Origin of the sequence: Cribrihabitans marinus (genome assembly GCF_900109035.1) — a bacterium.
GTDB classification, from domain to species: Bacteria; Pseudomonadota; Alphaproteobacteria; order Rhodobacterales; family Rhodobacteraceae; genus Cribrihabitans; species Cribrihabitans marinus.
In genome coordinates this window covers 138,346-153,972 of record NZ_FNYD01000009.1, presented here as the reverse complement: position 1 = coordinate 153,972, position 15,627 = coordinate 138,346, and the positions used below count along the sequence as shown (strand labels likewise).

Annotated in this window: 15 protein-coding genes; 14 read left to right on the top strand and 1 reads right to left on the bottom strand. The window is 65.8% G+C overall.

Annotation, left to right across the window (positions count from 1 at the left end; translation table 11 throughout):
- The first annotated feature begins 161 nt into the window (after positions 1–161).
- The 4 genes from BMX57_RS15760 (at position 162) to BMX57_RS15745 (ending at position 3,725) form a co-directional block, all read left to right on the top strand.
- On the top strand, positions 162–1,193 hold the full coding sequence (locus tag BMX57_RS15760; protein ID WP_092369345.1) for a sugar ABC transporter substrate-binding protein: 1,032 nt from the start codon (positions 162–164) through the stop codon (positions 1,191–1,193).
- Positions 1,194–1,286: 93 nt separating this feature from the next.
- Positions 1,287–2,339, top strand: a complete 1,053-nt coding sequence (locus BMX57_RS15755) for an ABC transporter permease (protein WP_092369238.1) — start codon at positions 1,287–1,289, stop codon at positions 2,337–2,339.
- Complete coding sequence (locus BMX57_RS15750) at positions 2,336–3,109, top strand: ATP-binding cassette domain-containing protein (RefSeq protein WP_092369235.1); 774 nt, start codon at positions 2,336–2,338, stop codon at positions 3,107–3,109. Before BMX57_RS15755 ends, BMX57_RS15750 begins: the two co-directional genes overlap by 4 nt.
- Complete coding sequence (locus tag BMX57_RS15745) at positions 3,093–3,725, top strand: nucleoside/nucleotide kinase family protein (RefSeq protein ID WP_092369232.1); 633 nt, start codon at positions 3,093–3,095, stop codon at positions 3,723–3,725. Before BMX57_RS15750 ends, BMX57_RS15745 begins: the two co-directional genes overlap by 17 nt.
- Positions 3,726–3,743: 18 nt before the next feature.
- Here the strand turns inward: BMX57_RS15745 and BMX57_RS15740 are convergent, their stop codons facing one another.
- Positions 3,744–4,511, bottom strand: coding sequence for a DeoR/GlpR family DNA-binding transcription regulator (locus BMX57_RS15740; protein WP_092369342.1), 768 nt, complete (start codon positions 4,509–4,511; stop codon positions 3,744–3,746).
- A gap of 272 nt (positions 4,512–4,783) precedes the next feature.
- On the opposite strand from BMX57_RS15740, the gene glpD reads away from it, so the two are divergent.
- From glpD to BMX57_RS15690, 10 genes are all read left to right on the top strand, one after another.
- Positions 4,784–6,388, top strand: a complete 1,605-nt coding sequence (gene glpD / locus BMX57_RS15735) for a glycerol-3-phosphate dehydrogenase (protein ID WP_092369229.1) — start codon at positions 4,784–4,786, stop codon at positions 6,386–6,388.
- 12 nt (positions 6,389–6,400) lie between these two features.
- The gene (locus BMX57_RS15730; RefSeq protein WP_092369226.1) at positions 6,401–7,489 is read left to right on the top strand and encodes an ABC transporter ATP-binding protein; all 1,089 of its coding nucleotides are present in this window, start codon (positions 6,401–6,403) and stop codon (positions 7,487–7,489) included.
- A gap of 13 nt (positions 7,490–7,502) precedes the next feature.
- Complete coding sequence (locus BMX57_RS15725; RefSeq protein WP_092369223.1) at positions 7,503–8,579, top strand: ABC transporter ATP-binding protein; 1,077 nt, start codon at positions 7,503–7,505, stop codon at positions 8,577–8,579.
- Positions 8,579–9,448: a carbohydrate ABC transporter permease gene (locus BMX57_RS15720; protein WP_092369220.1), complete on the top strand. Its 870-nt coding sequence runs from the start codon at positions 8,579–8,581 to the stop codon at positions 9,446–9,448. Before BMX57_RS15725 ends, BMX57_RS15720 begins: the two co-directional genes overlap by 1 nt.
- A 3-nt stretch (positions 9,449–9,451) precedes the next feature.
- Positions 9,452–10,303, top strand: coding sequence for a carbohydrate ABC transporter permease (locus tag BMX57_RS15715; RefSeq protein ID WP_092369217.1), 852 nt, complete (start codon positions 9,452–9,454; stop codon positions 10,301–10,303).
- 24 nt (positions 10,304–10,327) lie between these two features.
- Complete coding sequence (locus tag BMX57_RS15710; RefSeq protein WP_092369214.1) at positions 10,328–10,600, top strand: DUF2160 domain-containing protein; 273 nt, start codon at positions 10,328–10,330, stop codon at positions 10,598–10,600.
- A 76-nt stretch (positions 10,601–10,676) separates the two neighbouring features.
- The gene (locus tag BMX57_RS15705) at positions 10,677–12,395 is read left to right on the top strand and encodes an ABC transporter substrate-binding protein (protein ID WP_092369211.1); all 1,719 of its coding nucleotides are present in this window, start codon (positions 10,677–10,679) and stop codon (positions 12,393–12,395) included.
- 136 nt (positions 12,396–12,531) lie between these two features.
- The gene (gene glpK / locus BMX57_RS15700) at positions 12,532–14,019 is read left to right on the top strand and encodes a glycerol kinase GlpK (protein WP_092369208.1); all 1,488 of its coding nucleotides are present in this window, start codon (positions 12,532–12,534) and stop codon (positions 14,017–14,019) included.
- A gap of 7 nt (positions 14,020–14,026) precedes the next feature.
- Positions 14,027–15,181, top strand: a complete 1,155-nt coding sequence (locus BMX57_RS15695) for an iron-containing alcohol dehydrogenase (RefSeq protein ID WP_092369205.1) — start codon at positions 14,027–14,029, stop codon at positions 15,179–15,181.
- Positions 15,182–15,285: 104 nt separating this feature from the next.
- Complete coding sequence (locus BMX57_RS15690) at positions 15,286–15,624, top strand: RidA family protein (RefSeq protein ID WP_092369339.1); 339 nt, start codon at positions 15,286–15,288, stop codon at positions 15,622–15,624.
- The last annotated feature ends 3 nt before the right edge of the window (positions 15,625–15,627 follow it).

Sequence of the window (15,627 nt, the reverse complement as noted above, 5' to 3'; positions counted from 1 at the left end):
GCCGACCTTATCCTGCGTGGCAAGCTTCCCGTCAATAATTAACTCTCTGGAAGTTATTTATTGACTCGGCCACGGATGATCTGCATGACTCCGCCCAGTCGGGCCCGCACGGGCCTGCTCTTCGCAGGTCGGGAGGGCTTGCAGACATGTTGGAGGAACGCATGATCAAGATGACAAAGCTCGCGCTCATGGGCAGCGCAATCGCACTGGGCACCGCAGGCACGGCAATGGCCGGGTCGCATGGCGACATATCCGCCTGCCTCATCACAAAGACGGACACCAACCCGTTCTTCGTGAAGATGCGCGAAGGCGCCACCGCCGCCGCCGAAGAGCTGGGCGTCGAGCTTCAGGCCTTCGCGGGCCAGTTCGACGGGGACCACGAAACCCAGGTCGCCGCCATCGAGACCTGCATCGCCAGCGGCGCCAAGGGCATCCTGCTGACGGCCTCCGACACATCGTCGATCACGCCGGCGGTGCAACAGGCGCGCGATGCCGGGCTCCTGGTGATCGCGCTGGACACGCCGCTGTCGCCCGCCGACGCGGCCGACGCGACGTTTGCGACCGACAATTACGAGGCTGGCCGCCTGATCGGCGCATGGGCCGCGGGACAGATGGGCGACGCGGCGGCGGATGCCAAGATCGGGCTTCTGAACATCAACCAGAGCCAGCCGACCGTCGGCGTCCTGCGCAACCAGGGCTTCCTTGAGGGTTTCGGTGTGGATCTGGGCGACCCCAACCGCTGGGGTGACGAGGACGACCCAAGGATCGTCGGCCACGACGTCAGCGACGGCGCCGAGGAAGGCGGGCGCGAGGGCATGGAAAGCCTGCTGGCGCTGGATCCGATGGTCAACGTCGTCTACACGATCAACGAGCCTGCGGCCGCGGGTGCCTATGAGGCGCTGCGCGCGATCGGGCGCGAGAACGACGTGCTGATCGTGTCGGTCGACGGCGGATGTCCCGGCGTGCAGAACGTGGCAGAAGGCGTGATCGGCGCCACCTCGCAGCAATACCCGCTGGACATGGCACGGCTGGGCATCGAGGCCATCGTCAACTATGCCAAGGACGGGTCGCTGCCGGAAACGTCGCCGGGTCTCGACTTCTACAACACCGGCGTGTCGCTGATCACCGACTCCCCGGTCGAAGGTGTCGAGTCGATCTCGTCGGAGAAGGGGCTGGAGCTCTGCTGGGGCTGATGCCCCCGGCCCGATCCTGATGCAGACTGGCCGCGCGCGCCACATTCAGTGCCGCGCGCGGCCGATCCACCCCAGCGCAGGGAGCTGCCCACCATGCCCGAATCCTACGAAAGCTCGGCCAGCCGGGACCAGTCCGTCGCCGAGTTCGACAGCCAGGGCCGCACCCTTGGCCACCGGCTGCAGCATGCCCTGCACGTCACGCCGTCGCTGGTTCCGCTGATGGTCCTCATCGCGGCGGTCGTCGTGTTCGGGCTTCTGCTCGGGCAGCGCTTCCTGTCGCCCTTCGCGCTGACCCTGATCCTGCAACAGGTGCAGATCGTGGGCATCGTGGCGCTGGCCCAGTCTCTGGTGATCCTGACCGCCGGGATCGACCTGTCGGTCGGCGCGGTGATGGTCCTGTCCTCGGTTGTGATGGGGCAGTTCACCTTCCGCTACGGCCTGCCGCCGGGCATCGCGGTCATGAGCGGGCTCTTGTGCGGAGCGTTGTGCGGGCTGGTCAGCGGGGTGCTGGTGGCCATCGTCAAGCTGCCGCCCTTCATCGTCACGCTGGGCATGTGGCAGGTGGTCCTGGCCGGAAACTTCCTCTATTCGCGTAACGAAACCATTCGAAGTCAGGACATCGAGGCCGCCGCTCCGCTGCTGCAATTCTTCGGCACCCGGGTCGAAATCGGGGGTGCGATCTTCACATTCGGCGTGCTGTTCATGCTGATCCTGGCCGTGGTGCTGGCCTACGCGCTGCGCTTCACGGCCTGGGGCCGGCACGTCTATGCGGTGGGCGACGACCCCGAGGCGGCGGCCCTGTCGGGGGTCAACGTGCGCGGCACGCTGATCTCGGTCTACGTGCTGGCGGGAACCATTTGCGCCTTCGCCGGCTGGACGCTGATCGGGCGCATCGGATCGGTCTCGCCCACCTCCGGACAGCTGGCCAATATCGAGAGCATCACCGCGGTCGTGATCGGCGGTATTTCCCTGTTCGGCGGGCGCGGTTCGATCCTGGGCACGCTGTTCGGCGCGCTGATCGTCGGCGTGTTCACGCTGGGCCTCAGGCTGGCCGGGGCGGATCCGCAATGGACCAACCTGCTGATCGGCATTCTCATCATCGCGGCCGTGGCCGTCGACCAGTGGATCCGGAGGGCAACGGTATGACGGACCCCATTCTAAGCGCGCGGAACCTGGTCAAGCGTTATGGCCATGTGACCGCCATCGACCATTGCGATTTCGACCTCTATCCCGGCGAGATCCTCGCCGTCATCGGTGATAACGGCGCCGGCAAGTCCAGCCTGATCAAGGCCGTGTCCGGCGCCGTCGCGCCCGACGAGGGCGAGGTCTGGCTGGAAGGCGCGAAGGTGGCCTTCACCTCGCCGAACGACGCGCGCGAGGCGGGGATCGAGACCGTCTATCAACAACTGGCGCTCAGCCCGGCCCTGTCGATCGCCGACAACATGTTCATGGGGCGCGAGCTGCGCAAACCGGGCATCCTGGGCAGCTGGTTCCGGATGCTCGACTCGGCCGCCATGCAGAAATTCGCGCGGGACAAGCTGACCGAGCTGGGGCTGATGACGATCCAGAACATCAACCAGGCCGTCGAAACCCTTTCGGGCGGCCAACGCCAGGGCGTCGCCGTCGCCCGCGCCGCCGCCTTCGGCTCCAAGGTCATCATCCTGGACGAACCGACCGCCGCCCTGGGCGTCAAGGAGAGCCGACGGGTGCTGGAGCTGATCCAGGACGTGAAGTCGCGCGGCATCCCGATCATCCTGATCAGCCACAACATGCCGCACGTGTTCGAACTCGCCGACCGGATCCACATTCACCGGCTGGGCAAGCGACTGACGGTCGTTGACCCCAAGGACATATCGATGTCCGATGCGGTGGCCCTGATGACCGGAGCGATGACGCCAGATGACGCTGCAGCCTGAAGACCTTGCCGACACCGCGCTGGAGGCCTTGCTGGCATTGGAGGGGACCCGCAAGATGGTCGCGCTGGCCGGACCGCCGGCTGCAGGAAAATCCACCGTTTCGGCCCTGCTGCGCGACCGGCTGGTCGGACGGGACAGCAGCGCCGAGGTCCTGCCGATGGACGGGTTTCACCTGGACAACAGCCTGCTCAGCGCGCGCGGCCTGCTGGACCGCAAGGGCGCGCCGGACAGCTTCGACGCGGCGGGGTTCGTGCACCTGATGCGCCGCGCGGCAAGTGGCGAGCCGCTGGTCTTTCCGATCTTCGACCGGGAGCGCGACATCGCCATCGCCGGGGCCGGTTATCTGCCCGCCGAAACCGAATTTGTCCTGGTTGAGGGCAACTACCTGCTTCTGGACGCCGCACCCTGGTCCGATCTGCGCGCGCTGTGGGACCTGGCGATCTGGATCGACGCCGCGCCGTCGCAGCTCGAGGACCGGCTCACGGAGCGCTGGCTGACCGCCGGTCTGCCCGAGGCGGAGGCCCGCGCCCGCGTCGAACGCAACGACCTGCCCAATGCAGAACTGATCCGCAGGACCGGCGGTTTTGCGGATCTCCGCCTGTCCTCGGACGCGTGACGGCAGCTGACCGGCGCGTCAGACTGGCCGCGAGATCGACACTTCGGTGTTCCAGTCCGCGCAGCGCGCCGCCAGGTCAGACGCCAGCGGCCGGTCGGTATAGAACGTGTCGATCTCGGCCAGGGACGCGATGCGCGCCGGGGCGCTGCGGGTGAACTTGGAGTGGTCCGCCACCAGGAAGGTCTTGCGCGACTGCCTCAGGATCGCCTGGCTGACACCGACTTCCTGGATGTCGAAATCCAGCAGGTCCCCGTCCTTGTCCAGCGCCGAACATCCGACCACCGCAAGGTCGAACTTGAACTGCCGGATCGTGCCGGCGGCCAGGTTGCCCACCAGACCGCCATCGGCCCGCCGCAGGTGCCCGCCCGTCACGATGATCTCGCAATCGGGATTCGCGACCAGGATGTTGGCGACGTTCATGTTGTTGGTCACCACCATCAGGTTGCGGTGGTGCAGCAACTCCTGCGCCACTGCTTCGGTGCTGGTGCCGATGTTGAGAAACAGCGAAATGTCGTTTGGCACCCGGGCCGCGCAAGCCCGGGCGATCGCCGTCTTGGCCGCCGAGTTGAGCGACCGGCGCTCCTCATAGCCGATATTGGTAGTGCCCGACGGCAGGACCGCACCGCCATGCACCCGCTCCAGCCGCCCGGACTCGGCCAGATCGGACAGGTCGCGCCGGATCGTCTGCAGCGTCACGCCGAAATGCACCGCCAGACCCTCGACCGTTACCTTGCCCTCGCGACGCGCGATCTCGAGGATTTCCGGATGGCGAAAGGTTTGGGACATGCAGGGCTTTCGGTTCGTTTCGCCCAAGGTCGCACCAAAGATCCAACCTGACAAGATCCCGGCGAATCCCGCGTCTCCGCGGGCGGAATTCGCCATGTCGCCCGGCATTGCGCCTGGTATTTTTTCCTGGGTGACGTTGGGGAAGCCTGCGGGTCAAAAAACTTTGCAAATCAATTCAGCACGTTACCCAAAAACGAATAAAAACGAAAATTGCGATGTTGCGGAGTGTTTCGCGAATCTGCATAGATAGTCAGGCAAATGCGCTGGGGAGGATGCGCGTGGCGAACCCGCAGAACACTGACACGACCGACCTGTTCATCATCGGTGGCGGCATCAACGGCTGCGGCATCGCGCGCGACGCCGCGGGCCGCGGGTTGAGCGTGACGCTGGCCGAGATGAACGATCTCGGCTCGGCCACGTCTTCGGCCTCGACCAAGCTGTTCCACGGCGGCCTGCGCTACCTGGAATATTTCGAGTTCCGCCTGGTCCGCGAGGCGCTGATCGAGCGTGAGGTCCTGCTGCGCGCGATGCCGCATATCAGCTGGCCGATGCGGTTTGTCCTGCCTTATCATAAAGATATGCGGTTCGAGTCCGAAACCCCGACATCCCGCCTGCTCAGCCTGGTGATGCCCTGGATGAAAGGGCGGCGCCCGGCCTGGCTGATCCGCACGGGCCTGTTCCTCTACGACCATCTGGGCGGGCGCAAGATCCTGCCCGGCACCTCGACGCTGAACCTCAAGGACACGCCCGAAGGCGCACCGCTGGAGCCGCGATTCGAGAAGGCCTTCGAATATTCCGACTGCTGGGTCGAGGATTCCCGCCTGGTGGTGCTGAACGCCCGCGACGCGGACCGGTTGGGCGCGCGGATCCTGACGCGCACGCAAGTCCTGTCCGCCGAGCGGGACGGCGCGGAGTGGCGGATCGAAACGAAAAATACCGAAAACGGCGAGCGGTGCATCCACCGCGCCCGCATGCTGATCAATGCCGGCGGCCCCTGGGTCGGGGACATCATCCAGACAAAGGTGCGGCTGAACTCGACCGAGGGCGTGCGCCTGGTGCGCGGCAGCCACATCGTCACCCGTCGCCTCTATGACCACGACAAGTGCTATTTCTTCCAGGGCACCGATGGCCGGATCATCTTCTCGATCCCATACGAGACCGATTTCACCCTGATCGGCACCACCGACGCCGAACATGACGATCCCTCGGTCAGGCCGGTCTGCACCGAGGGCGAAAAGCGATACCTGATCGACTTCGCCAACCGTTACTTCGCCCGCGATCTGACGACCGATGACATCGTGTGGACCTATTCCGGTGTCCGGCCGCTCTATGACGACGGCGCCAGCAGCGCGACGGCGGCGACTCGCGACTACACGCTCAAGGTCGAAGCCGAGGGCGGCGCGCCGATCCTCAACATCTTCGGCGGCAAGATCACCACCTATCGCCGGCTGGCCGAAAGCGCGCTCAAGCTGGTGGCCGAGCACCTGCCCGGCGTGACGGGATCGTGGACCGCCGGCGCACCGCTGCCCGGCGGGGATTTCGAGGTGGGTGAGGTCGATACGCTGGTCGAGCGCCTGCGCGGCGATCATCCCTATCTGACCGAGTTCTGGGCCCGCCGGCTGGTGCGCGCCTACGGAACCGAGGCCGCCGGCATCCTGGGCAAGGCGCGCTCGGCCGGGGATCTGGGCCGCGATTTCGGCGCTACCCTGACCGAGGCCGAGGTCGCCTGGCTGATGGACAACGAATACGCCCGCACCGCCGAAGACGTCGTGTGGCGGCGCAACAAGCTGGGCCTCCGGCTCGGCAAGGACGAAATCGCGGCGCTCGACAGCTGGATGACCAGCCGGAGCCACTCGGCCCCCGCGGCCGCCGAATGAGGAGGACACCCGATGGCGCTTGAATTCAAGGGCGTATCCAAGACGGTAGACGGGCAGACGCATATCCACCCGACTGACCTGACCCTGGAAAAGGGCACGATGAACGTGCTGCTGGGTCCGACCCTGTCGGGCAAGACCTCGCTGATGCGCCTGATGGCGGGCCTGGACGCGCCGGCCACCGGACAGATTATCTGGGACGGGCAGGACGTGACCGGGGTGCGCGTGCAGGACCGCAAGGTCGCGATGGTCTATCAGCAATTCATCAACTACCCCTCGATGAGCGTCTACGACAACATCGCCTCGCCCATGCGGCTTTTGGGTGCCGACCGCGCCGAGATCGACCGCCGCGTGCGCGAAACCGCCGAGATGATGCAGCTGACGCCGATGCTGGACCGCAAGCCGCTGGAACTGTCGGGCGGCCAGCAGCAGCGCTGCGCGCTCGCCCGTGCGCTGGTCAAGAATGCCGGGCTGGTGCTGCTGGACGAGCCGCTAGCCAATCTCGACTACAAGCTGCGCGAGGAGATGCGCGTCGAGATCCCGAAGATCTTCGAGGCGTCCGGCGCCATCTTCGTCTATGCGACGACCGAACCCGAAGAGGCGCTGCTGCTCGGCGGCAACACGGCAACCCTCTGGGAGGGCCGCATCACCCAGTTTGGCCCCACGCCTGACGTCTACCGCCAGCCAGTCGACGCCACCACGGCGCGGGTGTTCAGCGACCCGCCCATGAACTTCCTGCAGGTGGCCAAGACCGGCTCCAAGCTGATGTTCGGCGACGGCCAGTCGGCCCCGGCAAGCGGCAAGCTGGCCAGCCTGCCCGACGGCCGTTTCACCGCCGGCTTCCGTCCCAATCACCTGGAGATCGAACGCCACACGCCGGACGCGATGGGCTTCACGACACGGCTGAGCGTCACCGAGCTGACCGGGTCCGAGACCTTCGTGCATCTCGATCACCACGGCGAGCGCTGGGTCGGCCTGATCCACGGCGTTCAGGACCTCGCGCTGGGCGAGGAACTGACCGTCTGGCTGGACCCGCGACACGTCTACATCTTCGGCGAGGACGGGCAGCTGATCGCCCCCGCCGCCTATGCAACCGCTGCCTGAAAGGGGGGAGGACATGGCCAAGATCACGCTCGACAATCTCGCGCATTCCTACCTGTCGAACCCTGCGTCCGAGGACGACTACGCGCTCAAGGAACTGAACCACGACTGGGAGGACGGCGCCGCCTATGCGCTGCTCGGCGCCTCGGGTTGTGGTAAGTCCACGCTGCTGAACATCATCTCGGGACTGCTGCAGCCCAGCCAGGGCCGCATCCTGTTCGACGGCAAGGACGTGACCAACGCCGCCACGGCCCAGCGCAACATCGCGCAGGTGTTCCAGTTCCCGGTGGTCTACGACACCATGACCGTGCGCGACAACCTGGCCTTTCCGCTGCGCAACCGCGGCCGTGACGAGGCCTATGTCTCGGACCGGGTCCAGGAAATCGCCCGGATGATCGGCATGGAGGACATGCTGAACAAGAAGGCGCGCGGCCTGACAGCCGATGCCAAGCAGAAGATCAGCCTGGGCCGCGGCATGGTGCGCAAGGACGTCAACGCGCTGCTGTTCGACGAGCCGCTGACGGTGATCGACCCGCATATGAAATGGGAGCTGCGCACCCAGCTCAAGAAGCTGCACAACGAATTCGGCCACACGATGATCTATGTCACCCATGACCAGACAGAGGCACTGACCTTCGCCGACAAGGTCGTGGTGATGTATGACGGGCGCGTGGTGCAGATCGGCACCCCGCAGGAGCTGTTCGAGACGCCCGAGCACACCTTCGTGGGATATTTCATCGGCTCGCCTGGCATGAACGTGATCCCGGCCCGGATCGAGGGCACCCGCGCCTATCTCGACGGCTCCTATGTCGAGCTGGGCCGCGGTTATGGCGCGCTGGACGGCAAGGTCGAGATCGGCGTGCGGCCGGAATTCGCCCGGCTCAGCCAGTCCGAGGGCCTGCCGGTCAAGATCCGGCGGATCGAGGACGTGGGCCGCCACAAGATCATCCGCGCCGATTTCTTCGGCCACGACATCAACATCATAGCCGGCGAGGACGAGCAGGTCAGCGCCGACATGAACCGCGTCAGCTTCGATCCCGAGCGGGTCAATGTTTATGCCGACGACTGGCGGATCAAGGGGGAGGCCGCGTGATGGAAAAGACGGTCAATCAAAAGGCCTGGTTCCTGGTTCTGCCGGTGCTTTTGCTGGTCGCCTTCTCGGCGGTGATCCCGCTGATGACGGTGGTGAACTATTCCGTGCAGGACACGTTCGGAAACAACCAGTTCTTCTGGGCGGGTCTGGAATGGTTCGAGGAGATGCTGGCCTCGGAACGGATGTGGGACGCGCTGGGCCGGCAGCTGATGTTCTCGGGCATCATCCTGGCGATCGAGGTGCCCTTGGGCATCTTCGTGGCGCTGAACATGCCCAAATCGGGCTTCTGGTCCAGCTTCTGCCTGGTGCTGATGTCGCTGCCGCTGCTGATCCCGTGGAACGTGGTCGGCACGATCTGGCAGATCTTCGGCCGGGTCGATATCGGCCTGCTGGGTCACACGCTCGACGCGCTGGGCATCAACTACAACTACACCCAGGACACCGTGGCTGCCTGGATCACCATCGTGGTGATGGATGTCTGGCACTGGACCTCTCTGGTGGCGCTGCTGGCCTATGCAGGGCTCAAGTCGATCCCCGAGGCCTACTACCAGGCCGCCAAGATCGACCAGGCCTCGCGCTGGAAGGTGTTCCGCTACATCGAGCTGCCCAAGATGATGGGCGTGCTGATGATCGCGGTCCTGCTGCGCTTCATGGACAGCTTCATGATCTATACCGAGCCGTTCGTGGTCACCGGCGGCGGGCCGGGCAATGCCACCACGCTTCTGTCCATCGATCTGGTGAAGATGGCGTTGGGGCAGTTCGACCTCGGCCCCGCGGCGGCCTTCTCGATCATGTATTTCCTGGTGATCCTGCTGATCTCATGGGTGTTCTACACCGTGATGACCAACCTCGACAAAAGGGAGGGCTGAGTCATGGCCGACCTGACCGCCAATCAATCCGCGCCGCGTGGCCTGTCCCTGCCCCGGGTGAATTCGCGGGCCGTCGTGATGACGCTCTACCTGCTGTTCCTGCTGCTGCCGATCTACTGGCTCTTGAACATGAGCCTCAAGACCAACACAGAGATCCTCAACGATTTCACGCTGTGGCCCGACAACTTCACCCTGGACAACTACCGCACGATCCTGACCGATCCGTCCTGGTACATGGGCTATGTCAACTCGCTGATCTACGTGGTGATGAACACGGCGATCTCGCTGACCGTTGCGTTGCCGGCGGCCTATGCGTTCAGCCGCTATCACTTCATGGGCGACAAGCACCTGTTCTTCTGGCTGCTGACCAACCGCATGGCGCCGCCGGCGGTGTTCGCGCTGCCGTTCTTCCAGCTCTACAGCTCGGTGGGCCTGTTCGACACGCATATCGCGGTGGCGCTCGCGCATACGCTCTTCAACGTGCCGCTGGCGGTCTGGATCCTCGAAGGGTTCATGCGCGGCGTGCCCAAGGAGATCGACGAGACCGCCTTTATCGACGGCTACAGCTTCGGCCGGTTCTTCGTGAAGATCTTCATGCCGCTGGTCGCCTCGGGCATCGGCGTGACCGCGTTCTTCTGCTTCATGTTCTCGTGGGTCGAACTGCTGCTGAGCCGGACGCTGACCACGGTTGACGCCAAGCCCATCGCGGCGATCATGACTCGCACCCAGGGCGCCGCGGGGATCGACTGGGGCGTTCTGGCCGCCGCCGGCGTCCTGACCATCGTGCCCGGCGCGCTGGTGATCTATTTCGTGCGCAACTACATCGCCAAGGGCTTTGCCCTGGGTCGGGTCTGACCCGCAAAAGACGGAGGATTAACAATGGACTGGATGGCATGGACCTGGCCGACGGCGATCTTCTTCATCGTCATCGCGTCGCTTCTGATCACCTTCACGATCCTGGCGATCAAGTTCCCCGAGACGCCGCGCACCGGCATCCTGCGGATCGAGACCACCCGGGGCGACCGGTTGTTCATCACGCTTCTGGGCTCGGCCTTCATCAACCTGGCCTGGCTGGGCCTTGTCGGGGCGAACCAACCCTTCGCCCTGGTCATCTGCCTGATCTACGCCGCAGCGGTGTTCCGCTGGGTGTGATCGGGATCGCAACGGCGGCATCCGGACCGGGCGCCGCCATCAATCAAAGCCAAGTTCCAATAAATGGGAGGACCTTATGAACTTGAAGCTGAAATCAACAACGGCGGTCGCGATGGCGCTCGGCCTGTTGTCCGGGCCGGCATTCGCCGACATGGAGGCGGCCCGCGCGTTCCTCGACTCCGAGATCGGCGACATGTCGACGCTGTCACGCGCCGACCAGGAAGCCGAGATGCAGTTCTTCGTCGATGCCGCAGAGCCATTTGCCGGGATGGAGATCAAGGTGGTGTCGGAAACCATCGACACCCACAGCTACGAAAGCCAGGTGCTGGCCCCGGCCTTCACCGCGATCACCGGCATCCAGGTCACCCACGACCTGATCGGCGAGGGCGACGTGGTCGAAAAGCTGCAGACCCAGATGCAGTCGGGCGAGAACATCTACGACGCCTATGTCAACGACTCCGACCTGATCGGCACCCACTGGCGCTACCAGCAGGCCCGCAGCCTGACCGACTGGATGGAAGGCACCGGCGCCGACGTGACCAGCCCGACGCTGGACCTGGACGATTTCATCGGCATCCAGTTCACCACCGCACCGGACGGCGATCTCTACCAGCTGCCCGACCAGCAGTTCGCCAACCTCTACTGGTTCCGCTACGACTGGTTCAACGACGAGAAGAACAAGGCCGATTTCAAGGAAGCCTATGGCTACGACCTGGGCGTTCCGGTCAACTGGTCGGCCTACGAGGACATCGCCGAGTTCTTCACCGGCCGCGACCTGTCGCATCTGGGGGTCGAGGGCGAGGTCTTCGGCAACATGGACTACGGCAAGAAGGACCCCTCGCTCGGCTGGCGCTACACCGATGCGTGGATGTCGATGGCCGGGATGGGATCCGAAGGCGAGCCCAACGGCCTTCCGGTCGACGAATGGGGCATCCGGGTGAACGAGAACTCGCAACCCGTGGGCGCCTGCGTGGCCCGGGGCGGCGCGGCGAACTCGCCCGCTGCGGTCTACGCGGTGACCAAGGCGATCGAATGGCTGGACAAGTACGCGCCCCCGGCCGCTGCCGGCATGACCTTCTCCGAGGCCGGCCCGATCCCGGCGCAGGGGCAGATCGCCCAGCAGATGTTCATGTACACCACCTTCGTGCCGCCGCTGGTCGCGTCGGAGACGGTGATGAACGAGGACGGCACCCCGAAATGGCGACTCGCGCCGTCGCCGCACGGTGTCTACTGGACCGAAGGCACCAAGGTCGGCTACCAGGACGTGGGTTCCTGGACGATCCTGAAATCCACCCCCGACGAGCGCGCCAAGGCAGCGTGGCTCTATGCGCAGTTCGTGACCTCCAAGACCGTGGACGTGAAGAAAAGCCATGTCGGCCTGACCTTCATCCGCGAGTCGACGATCCAGCACGACAGCTTCACCGAGCGCGCCGACAAGCTCGGCGGCCTGGTGGAATTCTACCGCTCGCCCGCGCGGGTAGCGTGGTCGCCGACCGGCACCAACGTGCCGGACTATCCCAAGCTGGCGCAGCTGTGGTGGCAGAATATCGGTGACGCCATGTCCGGCGCCAAGACTCCGCAGGGCGCGCTGGACCAGCTTTGCGAGGACATGGAAAGCGTCCTGTCGCGGCTGGAGCGCGCGGGTATCCAGGGCGATATCGGTCCGAAGCTGAACGAAGAGCGTGACCCGCAGGAATGGCTCTCCGAGCCCGGCTCGCCCAAGGCGAAGCTCGAGAACGAGGACGAGGAGCCCGAGACCGTCTCCTATGACGAGCTAATCAAGTCCTGGCAGTAAGCCTGACACCGGCCGGGGCCTTCGCGGGCCCCGGCCGATTTCGTTTTTCCATTTGACATCAACGCACCGGATTGACCGACAATGACCCGGCCGGCCATGCTCTGGCCGGTTCCGACGACACGCAGGGAGGCAACAGATGGGTTACATTCTGGCCATCGATCAGGGCACGACGTCCAGCCGCGCGATCCTTTTCGACGAGGGGTTGAAGATCGCCGCCGTCGCGCAGGAGGAGTTCACGCAGCACTACCCTGCCAGCGGCTGGGTCGAGCATGACGCCTCGGACCTGTGGAGCAGCACCGCCGCCACCTGCCGCGCCGCGATGGAGAAGGCCGGCGCCCGGGCCGGTGACATCGCCGCGATCGGCATCACCAACCAACGCGAGACCACCCTGATCTGGGACCGCAAGACCGGCAAGCCCATTCACAACGCCATCGTCTGGCAAGATCGGCGCACCCACGAGATGTGCCAGCGGTTGAAATCCGAGGGTCAAGAGAGCACCGTCACCGACCGCACCGGGCTGTTGCTCGACCCCTATTTCAGCGCCACAAAGGTGGCCTGGATCCTCGACAATGTCGAAGGCGCCCGGGCCCGCGCCGAGGCCGGCGAACTGGCGTTCGGCACCGTCGACAGCTGGCTGATCTGGAACCTGACCGGCGGTGCCGTGCACGTCACCGACGCCACCAATGCCGCGCGCACCATGCTTTACGATATCCGCAAGGGCCGCTGGAGCAGCACCATGTGCAAGATGCTCGGCGTGCCGATGTCGCTTCTGCCCGAAGTGCGCGACTGCGCCGCCGATTTCGGCCACACGCGGGCGGACCTGTTCGGCGGCGAGATCCCGATCCTCGGCGTTGCGGGCGACCAGCAGGCCGCGACCATCGGGCAGGCGTGTTTTCAACCCGGCATGCTGAAATCGACCTATGGCACCGGTTGTTTCGCACTGCTGAACACCGGCGACACGCCGGTTGCGTCGCGGAACCGCCTGCTCACCACCATCGCCTACCAGATGGACGGCAAACCGACCTACGCGCTCGAGGGGTCCATCTTCATCGCCGGCGCCGTGGTTCAATGGCTGCGCGACGGGCTCAGGATCATCCGCGAAGCCAAGGAGACCCAGCCACTGGCCGAGACCGCCGATGACGGCCAGAATGTCGTACTGGTGCCGGCCTTTACCGGCCTGGGCGCACCCTACTGGAACGCCGAGTGCCGGGGTGCCGTCTTTGGCCTGACGCGCAATTCCGGCCCCGCCGAATTCGCCCGCGCTGCGCTGGAAAGCGTGGGCTACCAGACCCGCGACCTGCTCGAGGCGATGTATGCCGACTGGACGCCCGAGGGCGGCAACCGGGTGCTGCGCGTCGATGGCGGCATGAGTGCATCGGACTGGGCGATGCAGTTCCTGTCGGACATCATCGGCGCCGGGGTCGACCGCCCGCAGGTGCTCGAGACCACCGCGATGGGCGCGGCCTGGCTGGCGGGACAGCGCGCCGGGGTCTATCCGGACATGGACGGGTTCGCCGAGACCTGGGCGCTGGACCGCAGCTTCTCGCCGGAGATGGACGAAGACGAGCGCGCCCGGAAATACGACGCCTGGAAACGCGCCGTGGCCGCGGCGCAGGCGTTCTGATCCCGGGATGGACAAATTCACTCTGACCCTGCCGGGTCATGTTCTGTTCGGGCGCGGCACTGCCCGGCGCGCCGTGTCCGAGGTCTTGGCCCGGGGCAAGCGTCCGCTGGTCGTGCGCGGCCGGTCCTGCGGCTTTGCCGATGAATTGATCGCCGACCTGGAGCGCGAGGGCGCGAAAGTCACCGTCCTGTCGGGGTCCGGCGAGCCCACATTGCCGCAGCTGGAGACCGCGCTGCGCCAGGCGCAGGAGGCTGGGCCGACCGTCGTTCTTGCCATCGGCGGGGGGTCGGTCATCGACCTGGCCAAGGCCGTCGCGGCGCTGCTTCCGCAGGAGGGTGCGCCGCTGGACTATCTCGAAGTGGTCGGCCGCGGGCAGCCGCTGGAACGGGATCCGCTGCCGGTGTTCGCCCTGCCCAGCACCGCCGGGACCGGGGCCGAGGCCACCCGCAACGCGGTGATCGGCGTGCCGGGGGCGGCGCGCAAGGTGTCGCTGCGCGATCCGCGCATGATCCCCGATCTTGCCATCGTGGATCCCGCCCTGACCGACGGCTGCCCCCGGCACGTCACGCTGGCCTCGGGGCTGGACGCGCTGACGCAGGTGATCGAACCCTATCTGAGCAAACGCGCCAACCCGCTGACCGACGCGATCTGCCGCGACGCGATCCCGCGCGGCCTGTCCGCGCTGACCCGCCTGATGCAGGGTGACGAGCCCGGCGCGCGCGACGAGATGGCCTATGTCAGCCTGTGCGGCGGCATCGCGCTGGCCAATGCCGGGCTGGGCGCGGTTCACGGGCTGGCCGGCGTGATCGGCGGGCGCACCGGGCTGGCGCATGGCGCGATCTGCGGCCGCCTGCTGGTGCCGGCGCTGGTCGAAAACCGGGCCGCGCTGCTGGTCGCCGGCCTGCCGGTCGAACGGATCGACTGGCTGTGCGACTTGCTGGCGGATACCTTCGGAACCGGCGCCGACACCGCGCTGACGGCGTTCCAGCGGTGGATCGACGCGCAGGGCCTGCCCTATCTGCCCGATCCCGGTGATGCCGGAGAGACCCGCACCGCCTGGGCGCGCGAAGCGCAGGGCGCGTCGTCGATGAAATCCAACCCGGTTGACCTGGACGCGCGACAGCTCGGCCGCATCCTGTCTGCCGCGACGCAGGGCGCCTGACCCGTCCGACCTTGCCAAGGCGGCACTGCGGGACTACTGCCGAAAGGATGGGCGCGGACGCCAAAACCCGGTTGAATGACCCCTGCACGGAAGAGGAGACCCCGATGATCGAACGTATCGAGACCGGCACCCGGATGAGCAAGATCGTCAAGCATAACGGCGTGGCCTATCTCTGCGGCCAGGTCGGCGAAGGCGCCAGCGTCGAGGCGCAGACGCGCGATTGCCTGTCCCGCGTCGACGCGCTGCTGGAGCGCGCGGGCTCGTCCCGCGAAAACATCCTTCAGGCGGTGATCTGGCTGGCCGACATGGCCGATTTCGCCGAGATGAACGCGGTCTGGGATGACTGGGTGCCCGAGGGCCATGCCCCGGCCCGGGCCTGCGGCGAGGCCAGACTGGCCCGCCCCGACCTGAAGGTCGAGATCATCATTACCGCTGCCTGCTGAGCG